Source organism: Aureimonas altamirensis (assembly GCF_023702225.1).
In the GTDB taxonomy this organism is placed as follows: domain Bacteria; phylum Pseudomonadota; class Alphaproteobacteria; order Rhizobiales; family Rhizobiaceae; genus Aureimonas; species Aureimonas altamirensis_B.
On the sequence record NZ_JAMQCO010000001.1, the window covers coordinates 125274 to 147091 of the forward strand.

The window sequence follows — 21818 nt, forward strand, 5'->3', positions numbered from 1 at the left end:
CCCATGGTGGATGCGTCCGATAAAGTCCTTATGGTGATCCCGTCCATAAACGGTGGCGGACTCCTGCGCCGAATGTTGCCGACGTTGCGGTTCGATCCGTCCCGGGTTGTCGTCTTGGATCAGGGAAGCATCGATGACACTGCAGAGGTCTGTGCCGAATCGAACGTGGAACTCGTGCAGTTGTCGCAACCGCACACGTATACTCAAGCATGCAATATCGGGGCCTCTATCGCCCGCGAACGTGGCGCGCGATACGTCTGCGTATCGAACAACGACATCGTTTTTCGGACCGACGTGATCGGCGCCATGCTCACCGAAATGGAGCGCGACGACAGGCTGGGAATCGTCGCACCGTCACAGATCATCGTAGACGAAACTCTTGGAGACCAGCCACTATCCTATCGTGTGCGGTGGGACCTCGAGACTGTCGACTTTTTCCACGAAGTGAAACCGCTGGAATTCGAGCAACGGCGTCTGGAATCCGACTTCTGCGAACTGACCTGCGCGCTTGTTCGATTGTCCGTCATCGACGAAATCGGTTTTCTCGACGATGAGTACGGATTCTATCATGAGGATGCCGATTTCGGTTACAGGCTGCGTCAATCCGGCTACAGTTGCGCATATCTGCCGACTGCGCAGATCGAGCATTTTTCAAGCTCGACGTTCAATAAGGACAAGCTGGCTCTCAAGGCCGAGTACATTGCGAAAAACAAACAGCATTTTGCCAGGAAAAACCTTGGTTACGGCCTGCATCAGTCGAGACCCTCCCTTCGGCATGCAGATGCCTGGGACGCTTACTGTGTCCGCCTGCACCCGTTCCTGAAGCACTATGGTCTGATCAGTCCGGCGCGTCCGGAACTCGTCATGTCGTCGCCCGGCGCGGAAACGCAGGGCTACATCTACACCGCCTATGAGGGAACCGCCCTTCCCCCATCCTGGAGCCAGGCAAGCGAGCGCTACCAGGGCGTGTTCACCACCTCGCGGGACACATGCGTCCTGTTCCAGGCTGCGGGGTATCGCGACGCGTTCGTCGCCCCGCTCGGCGTCGAGACCGACGTCTTCAACCCATGGGGACCGTCCAGGCGACTGTTCGATGAGAAGACCTACCTTGCGATCCTGGACCGAAGTCAGACGCAGGCGCTCGATCTAATCCTTAAGTCCTGGTACCTATTTTCGGCCGATCGCCCCCACGTGAAACTCGTTCTTTTCGGCCTCGGCCTTCTCGACAGTTTGGGACGGGCACCGGACTCGCAGTACCGCTGGGGCAATTCGGATATCGCCTGTTTCGCTGCTGAGAGGATCGTTGTTCACGAGGTGGATTCATGGCCGGATGACGACGATCTGGCCTTTATGTATCGCAGTGTCGATTTCTCGATAGGCGTATCTTCGAACGAGGGGCGCCTAGCGACGATCCTGGAGTCGCACGCATGCGGTGTTCCATGCATATTTGCAGATCGCGGCCTGTCCGCGGACTTCAAGTTCGAGGGCTCGCTGGGTTTCGGCGGTGGGCCGGATGCGGGCTTGTCGACCGTCACTCCCAAGCATCCTTCGGCCGATGATCTTCTGGAGGCTCTAGTCCGGAGTGATCGTCTCAGTGACGCCGAGCTTGGCGAACTCTCCGAGCGTGGTCTCTTGCGCGTGCGAAACGGATTCACGGTGCGGAACTCGGCCATGATGGTTCGCAATGCCTTGTCGCAGATACAGCAGCGCGACCCGGAACCAACCATCGAGGCTCTCAGGCGAAGGCAAAATTCAGCGAATGCCATAAGCGTCATGCGCAAGGGGCAGTCCACCGCGCTGACGCGACTGGGTGGCATTGCCGCACGGCGCCTGAAGACTGCCGGGCGCTTGACCGAGCAGTTCGGTGCTGCCTGGGAATCCAAAGGCTTCAAGTCGGCAACCGAGCACACGGCCTCGGAACTCGGTTATTTCCTGAAGGCAAGCAAGCAACGATGGATGGGCATGAGGCGTGACCTGTCCCGGCTCGGACAACGGGGCAGCCAGACGGCGACAGCGCTCTACCACAAGCGACAGCAACCGGTTCAGGGATCGACCCTCCTCGTCGGCTATATAGATGCCCAGTTGGGTCTCGGACAGTCCCTGCGAGGGCTGGCGCTCGCACTCTCGCACACGAACCGCCCCTTCGCCATCTACCCTTTCACAGTCGGTGTAGAGGAGAGGCGTGGCGCACCCTACATGGCGGAACGGTACGACACGCGACTTGCCCACGCGGTGAACGTGATAGAGGTGACCCCCGACGAACTCCCGAAAGTCTTCCGCTCGATAAGCAGTACACGTTTCGATCGAAGCTATAACATTTTGCGTACTTACTGGGAGTTATCGCGTGCGCCTGAAAGCTGGCGAACCAAGCTTGCATCGATAAACGAAATCTGGGCTCCGAATGCCTTTGTGGCTGACAGCTTCCGAACAGTGTTCGATGGCCCAATAACGGTTATCCCGCCCTGCGTCATTCCGCCTGACATCGACGGCTTGCCGGCGGAGGGGGACGCTCGAGCGCAATTCGGCCTCGAGGCCGGTCGGTTCTATTTCTTCTTTTCCTTCGACTATTATTCTTTTCTACAACGCAAAAATCCCCTTGCCGTCGTACGCGCGTTCCAGAAGGCATTTCCCGACCACGCTGCTCGTGTAGGACTGGTCGTCAAGTCGACAGGCTCGGCCGACCACCATCCCGAAGTCAAGAAACAACTGGTTCGCATGGCCAGCTTCGATGATCGCATCCGCATCATCGACCAATCGCTGTCGCGCGGCCAGATGCTGTCGCTCATGAAAGCGACGGATTGCTACGTATCGTTGCATCGCGCCGAAGGGTTCGGACTTGGCATGGCAGAGGCCATGACGCTCGGAAAGCCGGTGATCGGTACAAACTATTCCGGAAATACGGAATTTGTCCGGCCAGACACAGCATATCCGATCGCATTTCGTCTCAAGCGTCTGTCGCCGCATGACTACATCTACACCGAAGGCCAGGTTTGGGCCGAGCCGGACGAGATGGATTGCGCAGCGGCCATGTTGAAGGTCGTATCGGAGCCGGATGAAGCGAAACGACGAGCGTCAGCAGGCAAGGCTTTTATTCAAGAACGGTTCGGAGTCGAGAATGTCGCGCGATTGATCGACGATCGACTAGGAGAAATCCTGGATGGGCTTGGCACGATCACCCAGGCTTAGCGCCCTTGAGCACCGCCTTGGCCAGTCTCCGAAGAGGAGTTGGCAGGGCCATATAGATCGGCCCGAGCCGCGCGAGGATGCCGGCACGTCCCGTTGCGGCCGTATCAACGGTTCCAGGCAACGCAGCTGACGCAGGCGACTCGTAGGGCGACGGAAAGAGAGGATTGGGCTTTGCGACCTCCTGACGCGTGATGGCTTCTATCTTGTCAGCGCCTGTAAGGGGACCGGTCGTCATCAGGGTCGACAGGGGCATTGTCAGAAAGCCCTGACGGCGCGCCTCCACTGGGAACAGTCGTTCCAGCCCATGAGCGATGGTTCCATCGAGTTGCTTCATCTCCGGCTCAAAGATGTCGAAGAGACGTTCACTCGCAAGAGCTATCAATGCCCTGCGACGAAACCAGAACATGCTGCCAGCGGCGAAATACGCCCCATCTATGTAGTCGTCCGGGACAGCAGGCGCGACGGCCTCCATCGCCCGCCGCATCGCATCACCGTTTTCCAGTATCCAGGGCTTCACGGGCAGACAGAACCGATCGGGCGCCACGAAGCCCACGCGAGGATCTTCCGTCAGTTTGCGGACGATATGGCGGGTACCGGCCGGGTCCGGCAATAGAGAATCCATTACGTCGGCACGCCACCGGTCTCCGTCTCCACGCTGCGGCGACTTCTTGGTGTGCAGTTTGATGCCGATATCGAATTCGGGCTCCGCCGCCAGTGCCCGCAGGAAGGGGAGTATGTCTCGCCCCTGATTGGCGGTTTGCAGGATACTGCAGGATACCAGATTGGGTGTATCCGGAACTGCAAGGCGGTCCGCATCCAGGGACGTCGTAAGGACAAGCCTGAAGGGAACGGACATGCGCCGTGCGATAACGCCACTCATCGCCTGCCATATGTCGGGGTAATGGACCTGCACGAAGACAGAGACTTGCGGCAACGCATCATCATACAGTTTGGACAAGGTCAGTCTCCGGTACGGCTGAGAGTCGAATGTGCTCTAGCCGGCTTGGACGACCCATGTCGACAGGCATAGGGATGTGGCGGTGATGTCATTACCTAGAGAAGGCCATGCCAATGGCGAGGCCTCCATTTCCATTTTTGCTACGCCGGCTCAACCGCCTATGTGCACCGGCCGCTTGCGGATCATGAAGGCCGCCGTCAGCGACAGGACGACCGTAGCAAGCACGTAGGCCGCGACGGTGCGCCAGTCGTTGTCGAAGCGCGTAAGGAGCCAGGTGGCGATCAGCGGTGCGGTGCCACCGGCCAGGGCCGCGCCGATCTGATAGCCGAGCGTGACGCCGGTATAGCGCACGCGGCTCGGGAAGATCTCCGAGAACAGGGTGCCCAGAACCGCCGTCACCGGCGACCAGATGAACCCGAAGATGATGACGGTGGCGATCGTCAGGAGCACGATGTCGTTCGTGTTCACCATCATGAAATAGGGGAACACGAACAGGCCCATGGCGACGCAACCCAGCGTATAGACGACCTTGCGCCCGACATAATCCGACAGAAGGCCCATCAGCGGGATCATCACGGTCGAGATCGCCGCGCCGATCATCACCGCCGTCAGGATGCTCTCCCGCGCATAGCCCACATTGCTGACGGCATAGCTGACGATGAAGGTGGTGAAGATATAGAAGGGCGCGGTTTCGGCGACCTTCAGCCCGGCTGCGATCAGCACCTCGCGCCATTGCGTCTGCAGCGTTTCCACCACCGGCATGCGCGCGACCTTGCCTTCCGCCTTCGTCTTCTTGAAGTCGGGCGTCTCGTCGATACCCGAGCGGATCCACAGGCCGAGGAAGACGAAGCTTGCCGACAAAAGGAACGGAATGCGCCAGCCCCATGACAGGAATGCGTCCTCGGGAAGGATCAGCAACATTGCGGTGATGGACAGCGTGGCAAGCAGCATGCCGATGGTGACGCCGGTTTGCGGCACCGATCCGAAGAAGCCCTTGCGGTTTTTGGGAGCGTACTCGTACGCCAGAAGCAGCGCGCCGCCCCACTCGCCGCCGATGCCGAGGCCCTGCACCACCCGCAACAGGATCAGGATGATCGGCGCCCAGATGCCGATGGTCTCGTAGGTGGGCAGGAGGCCGATGCCGACCGTCGCCGCCCCCATGAGCGACAGGGTGATGACCAGCGTCCTCTTGCGGCCGATCCGGTCGCCGATATGGGCGAAGATGATGCCGCCGAACGGCCGAATGAAGAAGGTGAGAGAGAAGGACAGGTAGGACAGGAGCAGCGCGATGGCCGGGTCGGCGCTCGGAAAGAACAGCCTGTTGAACACCAGCGCGGCTGCCGTGCCGTAGAGGAAATAGTCGAACCACTCGATCGAGCTTCCGATCAGGCTGGCGATCAGCGCCTTGCGCCGGTGCGCCGCGCTGGGCGGGGCCACTGTGTCTGTCGTCATGCGGATGTCCCGTCCTTCAGGTCTAGTATCGATTGCCATTGAGCGGCGTCCACGACGATGCCGGTCTGGGCCGTGCGGCGGCAGGCCAGGCGCTTTTCGCCCGGAAGCCGAACATCGCCGGAGGCGAGGATGGTCCGAATCAACAGCTCCACGCGGTCGGCGAAGGGCGCCAGCGGTGCCGATGCCCGGGTTGGGTCGATCAGGATGACGGTCTGGCCGGTGCGCGGCGTCTGCGCGCCCGGATAGGCGCTCCAGTCCACCTCGAACGAGAATTGCCCGCCAACCAGCGCCGCGCACAGGAGTTCCACCATCAAGGCGATGGCGGTGCCCTTGTGGCCGCCGAAGGCCAGAAGGGCTCCGCCTTCCAGAATGGCGGCCGGGTCCGTCGTCGGATCGCCCCTGGCGTCCACGCCGATGCCATCCGGCACCGCCCGCCCTTCGCGCGCGGCCACGCGGACGTCGCCATGCGCCATGGTGGATGTCGCCATGTCGAACACCAGCGGCGCGCCCTCCGCGCGCGGTGTCGCAAACGCCACCGGGTTTGTGCCGTAGACCGGCTTGCTTCCGCCCGGATGCACCACGACCGCCATGGAATTGATGACGGAAAGGGCGACGAAGCCGGCCTGTGCGTAGGGCTCTATATCCAGATACAGGGCGCCGAGATGATGCGAGTCGCGAATGGCCAGGATCGCTATGCCGTTCTGCCGCGCCTTCTCTTCCAGCAAAGAGCGGGCGGCCGCATGGGCCGGAAGGGTGAAGCCGTTGCGCGCGTCCACCCTGACGAAGCCGGGGGCGACATCCTCCACCGACGGCTCGGCACGGCCGTCTACCCATCCGCTGCGCAGCGTCGAGACGTAGCCCGCCATGCGGAAGAGCCCGTGGCTCTTGCTGCCGTCGCGCGTGGCGGACGCGCAATTGGCCGCCAGGGCGGCCGCCACCGTGTCCGAACAGCCATGAGACACAAGGATGTCCCGAAGCGCCGACGTCAACTCGTCGAACGACAATGATATTTCCGCCACTGCCCCTCCAGCCGGTCGACAAGCAGAAGCTTGTGTCCGATAATGATCATGTTTCCTATAATGAACACGGTTGGATTGCACAGGTCAATCCGAAAGGCATCGTCGGTGACACCCACATCCGAACCGCATGAGGCAGTCGTATCGGCACATCTCGTGCAGACGCGGATCGATCGCTTCGGCCAGCGGATCAAAAGCCTGCGGCGGGACCGCGGCCTGACCGTCAGGGACCTGGCCGCGCGCTGCGGCGTTGCCGCGTCGACGATTTCCAAGGTCGAGAATGCGCGCATGTCGCCAACCTACGACATCATCCTGCGCCTGGCACTCGGCCTCGGGGTGGAGATGGAAGCACTATTCGTCGACGAAGCGACCGGCATGCGGTCGGGTCGCCGCTCGGTCACGCGTGCCGGCGGCGGTGCGCGCGTCAGGGCGCAGCATTACGATTACGAGATGCTGTCGGCGGATGTCTCCAACAAGCGGTTCCACCCCATCGTCGCCACCATCGGCAAGGGGGAGACGATCTCTTCCAGCGATTACGTGCGCCATGCAGGCGAAGAGTTCGTCTATGTACTCTCAGGATCGGTACGCATCCTGACGGACCTGTATGAACCTCTTGTCCTCGGCGTCGGCGACAGTTGCTATTTCGATTCCGCGATGGGGCATGTGCTGGTCTCGGAGGGGTCCGGTGTCGCGACCGTGCTTTGGGTCGCCTCCGACCTCGTCGCAGAACTCGATCGAGCCTCATGAACGACCCCAGACATAGATGACGATCTGTACCGGACACATGGGTAACACTTTTCGCGGGAGGTGGGATCGTTACCGGGAATGTAGCCATAAGCTACAAAGAGGTCATGAGGGAGATCACATACCGACCCGCCGCAGTGAAAGCCCTTCGCAGAATGCCCGCGAATACGGCGCGCCGGATCGTCAGCAAGATCGAGACCTACGCTTCGGACCCATCGTCGCAGGACAACGACGTCACGAAGCTTCAGGGCCGCGATGGCATTCGGCTTCGCGTTGGAGACTGGCGTGTTATCATGCAGGATGGTGAAGTCCTCGACGTTCTCAACATCGGCCCGCGTGGTGGGGTCTACGACTGAAAGGAGACCACCATGAATGAGATGGTGACCATCGAAAAGACCGAGTACGAAAGGCTCCTGAACGCTGCCGACGACTTGGCAGATATCATCGCCTACGACCGCGCAATGACAGAGGGCGGAGAGTCTATCCCTGCCGAGTTCGTCAAGCGCATGATCGAAGGCGAAAGCCCGCTTCGCGTCTATCGCGATCTGCGCGGCCTTACGCAGGCTCGGCTTTCAGAAAATTCCGGGGTCAACCGAGTCCAGATTGCCGATATTGAGGCGGGTCGGAAATCAGGATCCGTCGATACGATAAGAAAGCTTGCCACCGCCTTATCGGTGTCGATCGACGATCTGGCGTAGTGATCCAGTGGGACAAATCAAAGAATTTGTTCAATGAAATCAATAGGCAGATTTTTGTGTGGTAGGTCCGGAGGGACTCGAACCCCCAACCAAGCGGTTATGAGCCGCCGGCTCTAACCATTGAGCTACGGACCCTACGCGCCAAGGCTCTAGCCGAAAGGCCGGGCGACCACAAGCGACGGCCGCGCGAATTTACCCGCCCATTTTCACGGCCGTTTCGCGCCTCAATTGTCTGGCACATTCGCCGAATCGAATGAACCGGAGGTGTATTCGCCCATGTTTTCGAAGTCCCTGGCCCTGCCGCTCGCCGTGCTGCTGGCGGCCGTTCCCATGGCCGCGTCGGCACAGGCGCCCGACAGCAGCGCGCGCACGCTCACCATCGTCGGCGAGGGTCGCGCCAGCGCCGCTCCCGATATCGCGATGACGACACTCACCGTGCTGCGCAACGCGGAAACCGCCGCCGACGCCACACGACAGGCCAGCGAGGCCGTCTCCGCCGTCACCGCCGCCATGCGGGAACTCGGCATCGAAGGCCGCGACCTGCAGACCGTCGGTTTTTCCGTCAACCCGCAATATCAGTTCGACAATCGACAGGACGGACAGCCGGCCAATCCGCCGAAGATCGTCGGCTATGAGGTCCGCAACTCCCTGTCGGTGCGTGTACGCGACATCGCCAAGGTCGGGGAGGTGCTCGACAAGGCCATCTCGCTCGGTGTGAACCAGGGCGGAGACATCAATTTCACACTCGACGATCCGGCCCCGCTGGCCGACGCGGCCCGCCGCGACGCCATCGCCAAGGCGCGGGCCACGGCCGAAACGATGGCGGAAGCCGCCGACCTCGGCCTCGGCGACATCATCGCCATCAGCGACGAGAGCTATGGCGGGCGCCCGCCCATGCCGATGCCCATGGGAGCCGCGATGCGCATGGCGGCCGAAGATTCGAGCGTGCCCGTGGAAGCAGGGGAAAACACCACCACCGCCCGCGTGCGCATCGTCTTCGAACTGGAAGATGCAGGCGCGCAGTAAGCTGCCCGCGGCGCTCCGGATTGCAGTCCCGCCCCTAGAGTGTTTCCATATGAGTAGGAGACGCTCTATAGGGGCGGGATCTCGCCCAGCGGAATGAAGCCGAGCCGGGCGCGTCCGTCACGCACTTGCACATCGATCACCGAGCGCCCGTTTTCCTGGCGTCCCGCAAATCCGATGCCGTCGGCGATGGCGTTGGCGACGCCGCCGGCCGCCGGGACGATCCGTCCGACGAGGTCGGCGATGGCCTCGGGGTTTTCCAATGCGATGCGGAAATCGCCACTCAGAAGCCCTTCGGGCGAGAAGCTGAATGGCCCGGCAATCTCCGCCGCACCGCCGCCGTCCAAATTGACCCGGATTGCCCGCAACTGGCCGGACTGCCCGCGCAGGGCGGTTTCCAGCCGGCCACCCGGCAGCACGCCGCGCAGCCATTCCGCGCCGCCGGCCACCGCCATGTCGAGCCCGAAATCGAAGGGCGGCAGCGGGCCCAGCCCCGGAGGCGTCACGATGACGCCGGCATCGCTGAAGGCCAGGTCGATATCTTCGCCGCTCTGCCGCGCATGCAGTTCCAGCCGTTCGGAATTGGCGATCGGCTGCGCCCCATCTCCCAGGGTCAGGACAGGCTGGTCGATGGCGAGCGAGAAGCGCTGCAGCCGGCCGTCCGAAAGATGGGTCGAGGATTGCGCCAGTGCGTAGCCCAGATGCAACGCGGGCAGGTCCGGCGCGGCGACGCGGACCGGGCCCGTCAGTTCCGAGACAATCAGGTTCGGGTCGTAGATCTGGGCCACGGCGCGGAATGCGCCGGCGGACGCATCGATGCCGCTGGCCGGCGCCTGTATCGCGACGCTGTCGCAGGCAAGGCCCATGCGGAACGGATAGCCGAAGACGCGCCGCCCGTCGCAGGCGATCGTCGTGCCGCCGCCTGCCGCCCTGTCCACCACCTCGACGATCTTCCGGTCGAGCTGGCCCGCCAGATAGAACCAGGCGCCGGTGAGGCCGCCGGCGAGAAGCAGCGCCACGATCACGACACCCGCCATCGCGCGCATCGCCCTGCTCTTTCTTCTTGGGCGCGGTTTGTTCATAAGGGCTTTCCTTTCGACCGGCATTCGCAGCAACCTTGGCGTTTGGACATGACCGATTTATGGGTTTTTGGCTATGGCTCGTTGATCTGGCGGCCGGGCTTCGCCTTCGAGGAACAGGCCAAGGCGCGCCTGTCGGGGTACCATCGGGCGCTCTGCATCCTCAGTCATGTCCATCGCGGCACGCCCGAAAAGCCCGGCCTCGTCTTCGGCCTGGACAAGGGCGGTTCCTGCGTCGGCATGGCCTTTCGCGTCGCCGCCGGCCGCCGCGACGAGACAATCGCCTATCTGCGCGGCCGAGAACTCGTGACCAATGTCTACCGGGAGACGGTGCAAGCCATTCGCCTCGCCGACGGGCGCAGCGTCCATGCCGTGACCTATGTTGCCGACAGGGGCCACTCCCAGTATGCTGGGCGGCTGACGCCGGAGGCGGCAGCCCATATCGTCGCCCGGTCGCACGGACAATCAGGCGCCAATGTCGACTATGTCCTTTCGGCGCACCGCGAGATCGCCGCACTGGGCCTCAAGGACGCGTGGCTGGCGGAGGTCGTCTCCCGCCTCACGCGTTGAGCATCGCACGCAGGGCGAATTTCTGGATCTTGCCGGTCGACGTACGCGGCAGGTCCGAGAAGATCACCTTCTTCGGCGTCTTGAACCGGGCCAAGCGCTCCTGCGCGAAGGCGATCAGTTCCGCCTCATCCAGCCGCGCGCCAGGCCGCAGTTCCACGAAGGCGGCCGGCACCTCGCCCCATTTTTCGTCGGGCATGGCCACTACCGCCGCCGCCTGAACGTCCGGGTGGGCATGCAGCACGTCCTCGACCTCGATGGACGAGATGTTCTCCCCGCCCGAGATGATGACGTCCTTGGAGCGATCCTTGATACGGATATAGCCATCCGGATGGACGACCGCGAGATCGCCCGAGTGGAACCAGCCGCCGGCAAGCGCCTTGTCGGTCGCCGGCTCGTTCTTCAGATAGCCTTTCATCACCGCGTTGCCGCGAAACATGATCTCGCCCACGGTTTCGCCGTCGCGCGGCACCGGCTCCATCGTATCCGGGTTCAACACCTCGACCGCTTCCTCCAGCGTGTAGCGCACGCCCTGCCGCGCCTTGAGTCCGATGCGCTCGTCCGCGTCCAGCGCCGTCCATGCCTGCTGCGGCGCGCAGACGACGGCGGGGCCGTAGGTTTCCGTCAGGCCGTAGACGTGGATGAGGTCGATGCCGATGGCCTCGATGCGCTTGAAGACGCTGGGCGGTGGCGGCGCGCCCGCCACCATCCCGGACACGCGGTGCGTGATTCCGGCGCGCTGCTCGGCCGGCGCGTCGGCCATCATGGCATGCACGATGGGCGCACCGCAGTAATGCGTCACGCCGTGGCTGCGGATGGCGTCGAAGATGCGGGCGGTGTCCACGCGACGCAGGCAGACATTGGTGCCGGCAACGGCGGCGACGACCCAGGGGAAGCACCATCCGTTGCAATGGAACAGCGGCAGCGTCCACAGGTAGACCGGGTGCTGCGGCATGGTCCACACGAGCACATTGCTGACGGCGTTCAGATAGGCGCCGCGATGATGCGTGACGACGCCTTTCGGGTCGCCCGTCGTCCCGGACGTGTAGCTGAGCGCGATGGCATCCCATTCGTCCTCCGGCAGGCGCGGAGCGAATTGCGGGTCCCCGGTGGCAAGGAAGGCGTCATAGTCCATGTCGCCGATCGCCGGCCCCGCGATGCCGGCCACGGGGTCCGGCACGTCGATCACCAGTGGACGCGCACCCTTCATCATGCCGAGCGCCTGTGTGATGACGGTGGCGAACTCCGGATCGGTCAACAGCACCTTCGCCTCGCTGTGATCCAGCATGAAGGCGATCGTGGGCGCGTCCAGGCGAATGTTGAGGGCATTGATGACCGCGCCGGTGAAGAGGATGCCGAAATGCGCCTCCACCATTGCCGGCACGTTGGGCAGCATCAGCGATACCGTGTCGCCGGGTCCGATGCCGCGCGCCGCCAGCGCACCCGCCAGTTGCCGCGACCGGGCGTAGGTCTCGGCCCAGCTATCGCGCCGTTCGCCGTAGACGATCGAGTCATGGTCCGGGTACACGTCCGCCGTGCGGGTGATGAAGCTCACGGGCGAAAGCTGGGTAAAATTGGCCGAACGCCGGTCGAGGCCTTGCCGGTAGATATTGCCCTTGCCGGTATTCATGCGATCCTCGCTCACGATTGCCAGACCGGCCGGCGCTTTTCGATGAAGGCGGAAATGCCTTCGCGCGCATCGGCTTCCATCATGTTGCAGGCCATGACCTCGCTGGCGTGCCCATAGGCGTCCGCGAGGGAAAGGCCGCGCTGGCGGTTGAACAGCGCCTTGCCGTGGCGGATGGCTGCCGAGCTCTTGTCCAGAATAGAAGCGAGAAGCTTGTCCACCGCGGCGTCCAGCGCTTCATCGGGCACGGCGGCATTGACGAGGCCCCAGTCGGCGGCCCGTGCGGCATCGATGAACTCTCCCGTCACCAGCATCTCGAAGGCGCGCTTGGCGGCCACGTTGCGCGACAGCGCGACGGCGGGGGTGGAACAGAAAAGCCCGGCATTGATGCCCGATGTGGCGAACCGTGCGCTCTGCCCGGCGATGGCCAGGTCGCAGCTGGCGACGAGCTGGCAACCGGCCGCGGTGGCCACGCCGTGCACCTTCGCGATGACCGGCACGGGCAGCTCCACGATGGCCTGCATGACCTGGCTGCATAGCTGGAAAAGCGCACGATGCGCGTCGATATCGTCCGCCGCAAGCATCTCCTTCAGATCGTGGCCGGCGCAGAAGGCGCGCCCGTTGCCGGACAGGACGACGGCGCGCAGGCCATTGTCTCCCGACAGCCGGCCCAGTTCCTCGCGGAGCCGGAACAGAAGCTCTTCCGAAAGCGCATTCAGTTGCGCCGGCCGGTCCAGCATCAGGCGAGCGACGCCGCCGTCCCGCCGGACGAGGACGGGTGGCCCCTCCCCCATTGCATCATCCCGCATCTTCCAGTCTCCTCCCCGGGTCGATGACGTGAGCGGAGCATAGGTCGACGGCCACCGTTCCGGCAATCCGTCTTCGAACGACAGGCAGCGAGGGAGGAAACCGCATGCAGGAGCCCAAGATCAGCCGTTTCACACCGCCGGACCTCGCGTCGCTGCCGCCGGACATCCTGGAGCGAATCAGGACGGTGCAGGAAAAGGCCGGGTTCGTGCCGAACGTCTTCCTGGTTCTGGCCGCGCGGCCCGCGGAATTTCGCGCCTTCTTCGCCTATCACGATGCGCTGATGGAAAAGCCCGGCGGGCTGACGCCGGCCGAGCGCGAGATGATCGTGGTAGCCACAAGCGCCGCCAACCAGTGCCAGTATTGCGTGATCGCCCACGGCGCCATCCTGCGGGTACGGGCCAGAAACCCGCTGATCGCCGATCAGGTGGCCGTCAATTATCGCAAGGCGGATATCACCCCGCGCCAGATGGCGATGCTGGATTTCGCGATGCAGGTGGCGCTGGCCGCCGAAACGGTGGACGAAGACGACTACGAGCGGCTGGCCGAACACGGCTTCACGCAGGAGGAGGCCTGGGACATCGCTGCCATCGCAGCCTTTTTCGGCATGTCGAACCGCCTCGCAAACGCCTTTTCCATGCGGCCCAATACGGAATTCTACGCACTCGGACGGCAGGAGAAGGGCGCATGAGCGACACGAGCTTCGAGGCACTGGTGATCGAGGCGGCCGAGGGCGGGCAGCAGGCCGCCTTCCGGACGCTGACCCTGGCCGACCTGCCGGATCACGACGTCACGGTGGAGATCGCCTATTCCACCGTCAACTACAAGGATGGGCTTGCGATCACCGGCAATGGGCGGATCGCGCGCCGCCTGCCCATGGTGGCCGGCATCGACCTCGCCGGAACCGTCGTGGATTCCCGGGATCCGCAGTGGCGGCCAGGGGACCGGGTCCTGGTGAACGGTTGGGGCCTTTCGGAAACGGAATGGGGCGGCTATGCGCGCTTCCAGCGCCTCAAGCCGGAATGGCTGACCCGCGTGCCGGACGGGTTCGGCCTCGACGAGGCGATGGCCATCGGCACCGCCGGCTACACGGCGGCGCTCTGCGTCGACCGGCTGGAGGAGTGGGGCACCATCGGACGCGACGGCCTGCCCGTTCTCGTCACCGGGGCTGCCGGAGGCGTCGGCTCAGTTGCCGTGGCGCTGCTTGCGGCGCGCGGCTACACGGTCGCGGCGGCGACAGGCCGGCCGGAAACGCACGGCTATCTGGCGGCACTCGGCGCTTCGTCCTTCGTATCGCGGCAGGAGCTGTCGGCAGACGGACCGCCGTTGCGGAAGGAGCGGTGGAGCGGCGCGGTCGACAGCGTCGGCTCCACCACGCTGGTCAGCGTACTGGCCGAGCTGCAGCGCGATTGCGCCGTCGCCGCCTGCGGACTGGCCGGTGGCGCGGACCTACCCGGCACGGTCATGCCCTATATCCTGCGGGGCGTAGCCCTGATCGGCGTCAACTCCGTTACCGAAACGCATGCCCGGCGCGAGGCTGCCTGGGCGCTGCTGGACGAGAGTCTCGACAGGGGAAAGCTTGCCTCGATGACCCAGACGGTGAGCCTTTCCGAAGTGCCGCGCGTCGCCGAGGACATCCTCGCCGGCAAGGTGCGCGGGCGTGTCGTGGTCCAGGTCGGAGATGGCGATGTATCGTAACCTCGTCATCCTTTTCCATGGGGTCGGCGCCCGTGGCGCGGACCTCTCCCCGCTGGGCCGCGTCTGGGGCCGCAGCCTGCCGAACACCGATTTCTCCGCGCCCGACGCTCCCTATCCCTTCGATGGCGGAGGCCCGCTGCATCAATGGTTCAGCCTGACCGGCATTTCGCCGGACAACCGGCCGGACAGGGTCGCGGCGGCGCGGCCTGCCTTCGACCAGGTCGTACAGGGCATACTCGACTGGCACGGCATGGCCGACCGGCTGGACAAGGTCGTCTTCGCGGGCTTCTCGCAAGGCACAATCATGGCGCTCGATGCCTTTGCCAGCGGTCGCTGGCCGGTTGCAGGGGTGCTCGGCTATTCGGGCCGTCTGGCAACGCGCGATCCGTTGAAGCCCCGCACCTCGGCCCGCGTGCTGTTGATCCACGGCTCCGGCGATACCGCGGTGCCGCCGGAGGAAAGCGAGGCCGCCGCGCCGCGCCTGCGCGCCGCCGGCGTAGATACGGCCCTGCGCATCCTGCCGAAACTCGGTCATACGATCTCGCCGGAAGGCGCCGGCCTTGGCGGCGCCTTCCTGACCGAGGTGCTGATGGCGCGGGAAGTGTCGGGAGGCTGAATTCCGTCAGCCATAGACCTTTCGTGCAGGCGCTGCGGCGTCCTGCCGCGTCGTGTCGATGGCATAGATCGAACTGCTAGCGCTGATGAAAAGCCGCCGCCCGTCCGGCCCGCCGAAGCAGAGATTGGCCACCGTTTCCGGCACGGCGATGCGGCCGAGGCGCAGACCCTCCGGCGTGAAGCAATGGACGCCATCCTCGGCCGACACCCATAGTACTCCCTCGCGGTCCACCCGGAGCCCGTCCGGGACGATGTCGACCTCCGCCACCCGGCGCGAAGCGCCGAGCCTGCGGCCATCCACCACGTCTACCGCGCGCACCTCGTGCGGGCGGCTGTCGTCGAAGCCGAAGCCGTGGCCGCGCGCGCGTCCGGAATCCGCGACATAGAGGACGTCTTCATCGGGCGAGAAAGCCAGCCCGTTCGGCCTGTCGAAGGCGTCGCTGACGGCTTCCACCTCGCCTGTCTCCGAGTCCAGCCGGTACACCTGGTTCATCCCGATGGCGCTGTCGGCACGGATCCCTTCATGGTCCGAGATGATGCCGTAGGGCGGATCGGTGAACCAGATGCTTCCATCGCTCTTCACCACGACATCGTTGGGAGAGTTCAACCGCTTTCCCTGCCAGTGGCTGGCGAGAACCTCGTAGGCGCCGTCCGGTGTCGTGCGGCTGACGCAGCGCCCGCCATGCTCGCAGCTCACCATCGCGCCGGAAAGGTCCAGCGTATGCCCGTTGGTGCGCTGGGATGGCTGGCGGAAGGTCCGGAGCCCGGCCTCCGGCGACCACGCCATGATGCGATTGTTCGGAATGTCGGAGAAGCGCAACTCGTTCGCCTCTTGTATCCAGACGCCGCCTTCGGCCCAGACGAAGCCGGTGGCGACGCGCTGGAGCGCAGCTCCGGCCGGAAACAGCGCAAGGAATTCCGGCGACGCGGCGATCAATGTTTCGGACATGGCGAACGGTTCCCCCGGCATTGTCTTCTGAGAGCCACTTCGCCACGGCGCAAGCCCCAGGCGCAAGGCCGCTCCGTCACCCGGTAAAGCCACCATCCGCAATGAATTTGCGTTCTTCCGCAGTGGTTTCGCGCCCCAGGATGGAATTGCGATGCGGGAAGCGCCCGAACTCTTCGATGATCTCGCGGTGATGGCGCGCGAACTTGCGGTTCTCGTCGGTGCCGATGCGATCCATCCATGCCACGCAGGCATCGTGATCGGCCTTCGATTCCGAGTGCATCAGCGGCAGCACCAGGAACTGGTTCACGTCATCGGGCAGATGTTCGGCATCGCCGGCATCCAGGGACGCCCGGGCGATCTCCGCCGCCTTCGCATCGGTTGCGTACATGCGCGGGCTGCCGCGGAACATGTTGCGCGGGAACTGGTCCAGCAACAGGATCAAAGCCAGAGCGCCGTTCGGCTCCTCCGCCCAGGAATCCAGGTCGCCGAGTGCGGCACGTTCGTAGAGATCGCCGAAGCGCTGCCTGATCGTCTCGTCGAAGGCTTCGTCCTTCTCGAACCATTTTCCCGGCCCGGCCTCGCGCCAGAAATCCACGATGACCTGCGGATCGAGGATCGTCTCACTCATTCCAGTTCCGAGCCTTTCGCTATCTTGCGGCTTGTATAAGCCTTCCGCTCCAAGATAGTGCGCGTATCGGGCAAATTCACGGGCGGGGAAACGGACGCTTGCAGGAACTCGACGTCATCGGCCTCAAATGTCCGCTACCGGCCCTGCGGACGGAAAAGGCGCTTGCGGCGCTGCCGGCGGGGCGACACTTGAGCATCCTTGCGGACGATCCGCTGGCCCCGCTGGACATCACCCATCTGTGCAACAAGGCAGGCCACGAGCTCCTGTCGACCACGCCGCTGGACGGCGGTGGCTGGCGCTTCATCATCCGCCGGGGATAGCCAGGGGATTGTCGATCAGCGCGGACCTGTCCGGCGCATCGCTGCGCAGGCCACCGGCAAAGGCGGCGAACAGATCGCGCAGCCTGGCCTCGTCCAGCCGCTCGCCGATCAGCACGAAGCGGCTGTGCGGCCGGATGGATTGCGGCCATTCGCGCAGGAAGGCCGGCGGATGCAGGAACCGGCGCACCGCATGCAGCACCAGCGGGCGTGCCGGGTTTTCCCGCGTCAGCAGCATGGCCTTCATGCGCAGCAGCCTGTCGCCGTGCAGCGACAGGACGAGGTTCACGAATTCCTCCATCTGCCCGATGGGCAACGGCGTATCCGACAGGATCGACACGGTATTCACCAGTCCGTGCCCGTGCCCGTGCCCTTCATGATGGTGATGATCATGATGGTGCGGATCGCCGCAGCCGCACCCGCCATCGCCAAGCCACGCGGCCAGTTGCGCCTCCCGCGTGCGGGAATTGACGACGCCGGCCTCCATCAGCGTAGCGGGCACGGCTTCGCCTTTGGCCGCATCCAGAAGCCGCGCACGCGGGTTCAGCCGCGCGATCCACGAGAGAAGGTCGGCACCCGGCTCCGACAGGTCGGACTTGGTCAATACGATCCGGTCGGCAACGGCGACCTGGCGTTCCGCCTCGGCACGACCCTCGATGCCGGAAAGGCCGGCATGGACGTCGACCAGCGTCACGACCCCGTCCAGCGCATAGGCCTGCGCCAGCACCGGATGCCCCATCATGGATGTCAGGACCGGCGTCGGGTCCGCCATTCCCGTGGTTTCGATCAGCACGCGCTCTATGGGCGGCAAGCGGCCGGTCTGCAGCCGGTCCACGATATCGGCGAGCCGGTCCACCAGTTCGCCACGCACGGAGCAGCAGATGCATCCGTTGGACAATTCGACGATCTCCTCGCTGGCGCTTTCCACCAGCAGATGATCCAGCCCCGCTTCACCGAACTCGTTCACGATCACGGCGCTGCGCGCCATGTCGGGATGCTTCAGCAGCGCATTGAGAAGCGTCGTCTTTCCCGCGCCGAGAAACCCTGTCAGCACCGTTACGCGCAGGGGAAGGTTCATTGCGCGGCTTCCCGCGTGTCGGCAGGTGTCGACAGGACGCGCGCCGCGCGCCCGGCGTCCGCTGCCGCATCGCCCGTTTCGACGAGCTGGGGCGGCTCCGGCCGCCATGTGGGCACCGGGATGCCGTAGCCGGCGATGACGGAGACGCCCGGCGCCGCACCGTGGCCGCCGGCTGCACCGCCGAGCTCGACCGGATAGACGACCGGGTCGCGGTCCAGCGCCGTCAGGAAGGGCGAACCGAAAGGCTGTTCCCGGTCGTTCTCCAGCTTGCGCTCGTTGGCGCGCGCGGTGCGCGCCTCGGGCGAGCAGACCGTTTCGGAAACGTCGAAGGGCGGTCCGCTCGACGACGGCAGTTGCGCCACGGTGAACTCGGCCTTCGCGGGATCCACCTTGAATCCGTCTTCCAGCAGGCGGGCGGACTCCCGCTCGCGGGAAATCGGCCCCTCTGCCCCGAGCACGACGGCCACGATGGTGCGTCCGTCGCGCGTGGCGCTGGAAACGAGGTTGAAGCCCGATGCGCAGATATAGCCCGTCTTCATCCCGTCCGCCCCGCGCAGACGGCCCAGAAGCCCGTTGCCATTGACCATGGTCGCGTCGCCGGCCCGGATGGCCTCGGTGGAAAAGTAATCGGTAAAGGCCGGAAACTCATGACGGATCGCCACCGCAAGGATGGCGAGGTCCTTGGCGCTGGAATACTGGCCGGGTCCGGGCAGGCCGTTGGGGTTGATGAAGTGCGTGTCCCGCATGCCCAGGCGCGCCGCCTCGGCATTCATGCGGGCGACGAAGCCCTCGTGAGAGCCTCCGATGGACTCGGCCAGCGCCACGGCGATGTCGTTGGCGGATTTGACGAGCAGCATCCGCAAAGCCTTGTCCAGCCGGATGACGGAGCCGGCGGGGTACCCCATCTTGCTGGGCGCCTGCGCGGCCGCGAGCCGCGTGACCACGACGGGCGTATCCAGCGAAGCCCGGCCGGCCTGCACCTCGCGCAGCACCAGATAGGCGGTCATGAGCTTCGTGGTCGAGGCCGGATACCAGCGCTGGCTGGCATTGTCCTGCGACAACACCTTGCCCGTCGCCACATCGACGGCGATGGACGGTCCAGCCTCGGCCGGAAGCGCGGACAGCGCCGCCAGCAACGCAATCGCCGCGCAAACTCCTCGTCCGCCTGCCCAAGCCATTCGATCGACCCTTTCATCCAGCTTGCGTCATCGGCCCGTCCTGCGCGAACCTTGAGCCAAGCTTAACCCTTGCGCCCGTCACGTGGCATGGGTGAGGCGAAGATTGTAGCCTTTGCCTTCGCAATAACGAAATCGGACCACGAACTCCATGCCGATTCACGACCGCATCGCCGACGAGATAACGGAGATCGCCGCCTGGCGCCGGCATCTCCATACCATTCCCGAACTGCTGTACGACACGGTCGATACGGCAGCCTATGTTGCCGGCAAACTCGTCGAGTTCGGCTGCGACGTCGTGGAGACGGGGATCGGGCGCACGGGCGTCGTCGGCATCGTGCACGGACGCTCCGGCCCTGGCGGCCCGATGATCGGCCTGCGCAGCGACATGGACGCGCTGCCCATAGAGGAGGCGAGCGGCGTTGCCTATGCGTCCACGCGCCCCGGTCGGATGCACGCCTGCGGACACGATGGACACATGGCCATGCTGCTCGGCGCGGCACGGGCCCTTGCCCGGACGCGCGATTTCGAGGGCAGCGTGGCGCTGATCTTCCAGCCGGCCGAAGAAGGCGGCGCCGGTGCGAAGGCCATGATCGAGGATGGGTTGTTCGTGCGGTTCCCCATCCGCCGCGTCTACGGCATGCACAATCTGCCGGGACTTGCCGTCGGGCGCTTCGCCATGCGGGACGGGCCCATCATGGCCGCCACGGACGAATTCGCCTTCGCCATCGTCGGCCGGGGTGGCCATGCCGCAATCCCGCAGAAGACGGACGACCCCATCCTGGCCGGCACGGCGCTGGTGGGCGCCCTCCAGCAGATCGTCTCGCGCAACGCCGATCCGCTGGACAGCCTCGTCGTCTCCGTGACGGAGTTCCATTCCGGTTTCGCGCACAACGTCATTCCCGACACGGCCCGCGTATCCGGCACCGTGCGCAGCCTGTCGGCACAGACCCGCGACCATGTCGAGGCGCGGATGGGCGCGATCGCCGAAGGCATCGCCACCATTCATGGCGTATCCGTGAGGCTGGACTATCGTCGCAACTACCCTGTGACGCGCAATCATACGGCCGAACTGGCTCTGGCCGCAGAGGCGGCCGCTTTGGTGGCGGGGCACGACGCCGTCGATCGATCCTGCCCGCCGCTGATGGCCGCGGAAGATTTCTCCTACATGCTCGAGCAGCGGCCCGGCGCGTTCATCTTCATCGGCAACGGGCCGAGTGCGGGCCTGCATAATTCGGCCTACGACTTCGCCGACGATGCCATCGGCTACGGCGCATCCTACTGGATCGCGCTCGTGGAGCGGAGCTTGTCCGGGTCCGATGAAGGATCATGAGAAATCCGTGAATGTGTCATGGACATCTCATTTTCCGCGCTTAAGTTCCGCTCGCATCAGGTGGGGAAAGCAGTCGAAATGTCAGCCATACACAATCGCGCGGTGGATCCGGAGTTGCGGAACCTCATCGTCGAAGCCCTCGATGCGGGCCTGTTGAAGCCTCGCTCCGAAGATGCGCGCGTCGCCTCAATCGTCGCCGAGAAGGGCCAGGGCCATCTGTCGGCCGAAGAACGCGGCATATGGGAAGCCCGCGTCCTGCCGGTCCTGTCCAAGCCGATTTCGCAGCAGCTTGCCATCGGCGCGATCCAGCGCCGGGGCGGCCGGCTGGGACGCCGCGAAGCCTTCGCGGTCGATCGGTAAGTGGCGGATCAGTCAGGTTCGATGTCGCGAAAGTCTCGGCTGCCGTGGACAACACGAAGGATCTCGACCGTATCCCCAAGACATCTGTAAAGAGCAAACGGTCCGCCGCGGCGGAATCGTTGATTCCGATATACGACCACAGATCGATAAGGTCCTGATCGGCGCGATTACTGAGAACAAGGCGCCGCACCCATTACTTCCCATCGGCCGGGAACAAGCGACGACGCGCTTCCGCCTTGATGTCGGCAATGGTTCGAACGCTCTGTCCACTGTCGATGCCGGCCTGCGTCAGCGATCGGATTTCATCGACCGAGTATCCAAGAAGATCCCGGCGCTCCTGCCATTCCCGCACCGCTTCGCGGATCCCCTCGCTGGTGGACGCATAGGCCCCACGTCCCACTTCGTGGCGCACGAAAAGTGCCATCTCCGACGTGAGCGCGATGGTCAGCTTCTCGACATTCGGCATGATCGAAACCTTCGTTGAAATACGGATATCGGCTCATGGCAT

At 64.4% G+C, this 21818-nt stretch carries 23 protein-coding genes and 1 tRNA gene; 12 read left to right on the top strand and 12 right to left on the bottom strand.

Going from position 1 to position 21818, the window contains the following annotated elements; all coding sequences use genetic code 11:
• The first annotated feature begins 3 nt into the window (after window positions 1-3).
• Entirely contained in the window at window positions 4-3186 is a 3183-nt protein-coding gene (locus NDN16_RS00590; protein ID WP_251111681.1) for a glycosyltransferase, read from the top strand.
• Here NDN16_RS00590 and NDN16_RS00595 read toward each other — a convergent pair.
• From NDN16_RS00595 to NDN16_RS00605, 3 genes are all read right to left on the bottom strand, one after another.
• A complete protein-coding gene (locus tag NDN16_RS00595; RefSeq protein ID WP_251111682.1) occupies window positions 3173-4144 on the bottom strand; it encodes a rhamnan synthesis F family protein in 972 nt (323 codons plus the stop codon). The two genes, NDN16_RS00590 and NDN16_RS00595, sit on opposite strands and share 14 nt — an antisense overlap.
• A 150-nt stretch (window positions 4145-4294) precedes the next feature.
• A complete protein-coding gene (locus tag NDN16_RS00600) occupies window positions 4295-5596 on the bottom strand; it encodes an MFS transporter (RefSeq protein WP_251111683.1) in 1302 nt (433 codons plus the stop codon).
• On the bottom strand, window positions 5593-6615 hold the full coding sequence (locus tag NDN16_RS00605) for an Ldh family oxidoreductase (protein ID WP_251111684.1): 1023 nt from the start codon (window positions 6613-6615) through the stop codon (window positions 5593-5595). Before NDN16_RS00605 ends, NDN16_RS00600 begins: the two co-directional genes overlap by 4 nt.
• Before the next feature lie 105 nt (window positions 6616-6720).
• Here NDN16_RS00605 and NDN16_RS00610 point away from each other — a divergent pair, with 105 nt between their 5' ends.
• From NDN16_RS00610 to NDN16_RS00620, 3 genes are all read left to right on the top strand, one after another.
• Window positions 6721-7359 (top strand): helix-turn-helix domain-containing protein, encoded by a 639-nt coding sequence (locus NDN16_RS00610; protein WP_251111685.1) that lies wholly within the window; start codon window positions 6721-6723, stop codon window positions 7357-7359.
• Window positions 7360-7463: 104 nt separating this feature from the next.
• Entirely contained in the window at window positions 7464-7712 is a 249-nt protein-coding gene (locus NDN16_RS00615) for a type II toxin-antitoxin system RelE family toxin (protein WP_251111686.1), read from the top strand.
• 12 nt (window positions 7713-7724) lie between these two features.
• Window positions 7725-8054: a helix-turn-helix transcriptional regulator gene (locus NDN16_RS00620; RefSeq protein ID WP_251111687.1), complete on the top strand. Its 330-nt coding sequence runs from the start codon at window positions 7725-7727 to the stop codon at window positions 8052-8054.
• Window positions 8055-8113: 59 nt separating this feature from the next.
• Here NDN16_RS00620 and NDN16_RS00625 read toward each other — a convergent pair.
• A tRNA-Ile gene (locus NDN16_RS00625) sits at window positions 8114-8189 on the bottom strand.
• A 141-nt stretch (window positions 8190-8330) separates the two neighbouring features.
• Between NDN16_RS00625 and NDN16_RS00630 the strand changes: the two genes are divergently transcribed.
• The gene (locus NDN16_RS00630) at window positions 8331-9080 is read left to right on the top strand and encodes an SIMPL domain-containing protein (RefSeq protein WP_251111688.1); all 750 of its coding nucleotides are present in this window, start codon (window positions 8331-8333) and stop codon (window positions 9078-9080) included.
• Between the two features lie 65 nt (window positions 9081-9145).
• Here NDN16_RS00630 and NDN16_RS00635 read toward each other — a convergent pair whose 3' ends face one another.
• Window positions 9146-10159 carry a DUF2125 domain-containing protein gene (locus tag NDN16_RS00635; RefSeq protein WP_251111689.1) on the bottom strand — a complete coding sequence of 338 codons (1014 nt, stop codon included), beginning with the start codon at window positions 10157-10159 and terminating at the stop codon, window positions 9146-9148.
• A gap of 48 nt (window positions 10160-10207) precedes the next feature.
• Between NDN16_RS00635 and NDN16_RS00640 the strand changes: the two genes are divergently transcribed.
• Window positions 10208-10726: a gamma-glutamylcyclotransferase gene (locus NDN16_RS00640; RefSeq protein ID WP_251111690.1), complete on the top strand. Its 519-nt coding sequence runs from the start codon at window positions 10208-10210 to the stop codon at window positions 10724-10726.
• On the opposite strand, the gene NDN16_RS00645 is transcribed toward NDN16_RS00640, so the two are convergent.
• Window positions 10716-12353, bottom strand: a complete 1638-nt coding sequence (locus tag NDN16_RS00645) for an acyl-CoA synthetase (protein ID WP_251111691.1) — start codon at window positions 12351-12353, stop codon at window positions 10716-10718. The two genes, NDN16_RS00640 and NDN16_RS00645, sit on opposite strands and share 11 nt — an antisense overlap.
• A gap of 11 nt (window positions 12354-12364) precedes the next feature.
• Window positions 12365-13159, bottom strand: a complete 795-nt coding sequence (locus NDN16_RS00650) for an enoyl-CoA hydratase (RefSeq protein ID WP_251111692.1) — start codon at window positions 13157-13159, stop codon at window positions 12365-12367.
• 104 nt (window positions 13160-13263) lie between these two features.
• On the opposite strand from NDN16_RS00650, the gene NDN16_RS00655 reads away from it, so the two are divergent.
• From NDN16_RS00655 to NDN16_RS00665, 3 genes are read left to right on the top strand one after another with little or no spacing between them, the layout of a single operon-like run.
• Complete coding sequence (locus tag NDN16_RS00655; RefSeq protein ID WP_251111693.1) at window positions 13264-13848, top strand: peroxidase-related enzyme; 585 nt, start codon at window positions 13264-13266, stop codon at window positions 13846-13848.
• The gene (locus NDN16_RS00660; RefSeq protein ID WP_251111694.1) at window positions 13845-14855 is read left to right on the top strand and encodes an MDR family oxidoreductase; all 1011 of its coding nucleotides are present in this window, start codon (window positions 13845-13847) and stop codon (window positions 14853-14855) included. Before NDN16_RS00655 ends, NDN16_RS00660 begins: the two co-directional genes overlap by 4 nt.
• The gene (locus tag NDN16_RS00665; RefSeq protein WP_251111695.1) at window positions 14845-15471 is read left to right on the top strand and encodes an alpha/beta hydrolase; all 627 of its coding nucleotides are present in this window, start codon (window positions 14845-14847) and stop codon (window positions 15469-15471) included. Before NDN16_RS00660 ends, NDN16_RS00665 begins: the two co-directional genes overlap by 11 nt.
• A 6-nt stretch (window positions 15472-15477) precedes the next feature.
• Here the strand turns inward: NDN16_RS00665 and NDN16_RS00670 are convergent, their stop codons facing one another.
• Together NDN16_RS00670 and NDN16_RS00675 are read right to left on the bottom strand one after the other, a co-directional pair.
• Window positions 15478-16419 (bottom strand): SMP-30/gluconolactonase/LRE family protein, encoded by a 942-nt coding sequence (locus NDN16_RS00670; RefSeq protein WP_251111696.1) that lies wholly within the window; start codon window positions 16417-16419, stop codon window positions 15478-15480.
• A gap of 76 nt (window positions 16420-16495) precedes the next feature.
• Window positions 16496-17047, bottom strand: a complete 552-nt coding sequence (locus tag NDN16_RS00675) for a DUF924 family protein (protein WP_251111697.1) — start codon at window positions 17045-17047, stop codon at window positions 16496-16498.
• A gap of 98 nt (window positions 17048-17145) precedes the next feature.
• Between NDN16_RS00675 and NDN16_RS00680 the strand changes: the two genes are divergently transcribed.
• Window positions 17146-17367 carry a sulfurtransferase TusA family protein gene (locus NDN16_RS00680; protein WP_251111698.1) on the top strand — a complete coding sequence of 74 codons (222 nt, stop codon included), beginning with the start codon at window positions 17146-17148 and terminating at the stop codon, window positions 17365-17367.
• Here NDN16_RS00680 and NDN16_RS00685 read toward each other — a convergent pair.
• Window positions 17351-18442, bottom strand: coding sequence for a CobW family GTP-binding protein (locus tag NDN16_RS00685; RefSeq protein ID WP_251111699.1), 1092 nt, complete (start codon window positions 18440-18442; stop codon window positions 17351-17353). The genes NDN16_RS00680 and NDN16_RS00685 overlap by 17 nt on opposite strands.
• On the bottom strand, window positions 18439-19620 hold the full coding sequence (locus tag NDN16_RS00690; RefSeq protein WP_251111700.1) for a D-alanyl-D-alanine carboxypeptidase family protein: 1182 nt from the start codon (window positions 19618-19620) through the stop codon (window positions 18439-18441). The genes NDN16_RS00685 and NDN16_RS00690 overlap by 4 nt, the downstream gene beginning before the upstream one ends.
• Window positions 19621-19768: 148 nt before the next feature.
• Between NDN16_RS00690 and NDN16_RS00695 the strand changes: the two genes are divergently transcribed.
• Together NDN16_RS00695 and NDN16_RS00700 are read left to right on the top strand one after the other, a co-directional pair.
• Window positions 19769-20950 carry a M20 aminoacylase family protein gene (locus NDN16_RS00695; RefSeq protein ID WP_251111701.1) on the top strand — a complete coding sequence of 394 codons (1182 nt, stop codon included), beginning with the start codon at window positions 19769-19771 and terminating at the stop codon, window positions 20948-20950.
• Window positions 20951-21028: 78 nt separating this feature from the next.
• A complete protein-coding gene (locus NDN16_RS00700) occupies window positions 21029-21310 on the top strand; it encodes a hypothetical protein (protein ID WP_251111702.1) in 282 nt (93 codons plus the stop codon).
• A 193-nt stretch (window positions 21311-21503) separates the two neighbouring features.
• On the opposite strand, the gene NDN16_RS00705 is transcribed toward NDN16_RS00700, so the two are convergent.
• Entirely contained in the window at window positions 21504-21776 is a 273-nt protein-coding gene (locus tag NDN16_RS00705) for a ribbon-helix-helix domain-containing protein (protein ID WP_251111703.1), read from the bottom strand.
• Window positions 21777-21818: the final 42 nt, after the last annotated feature.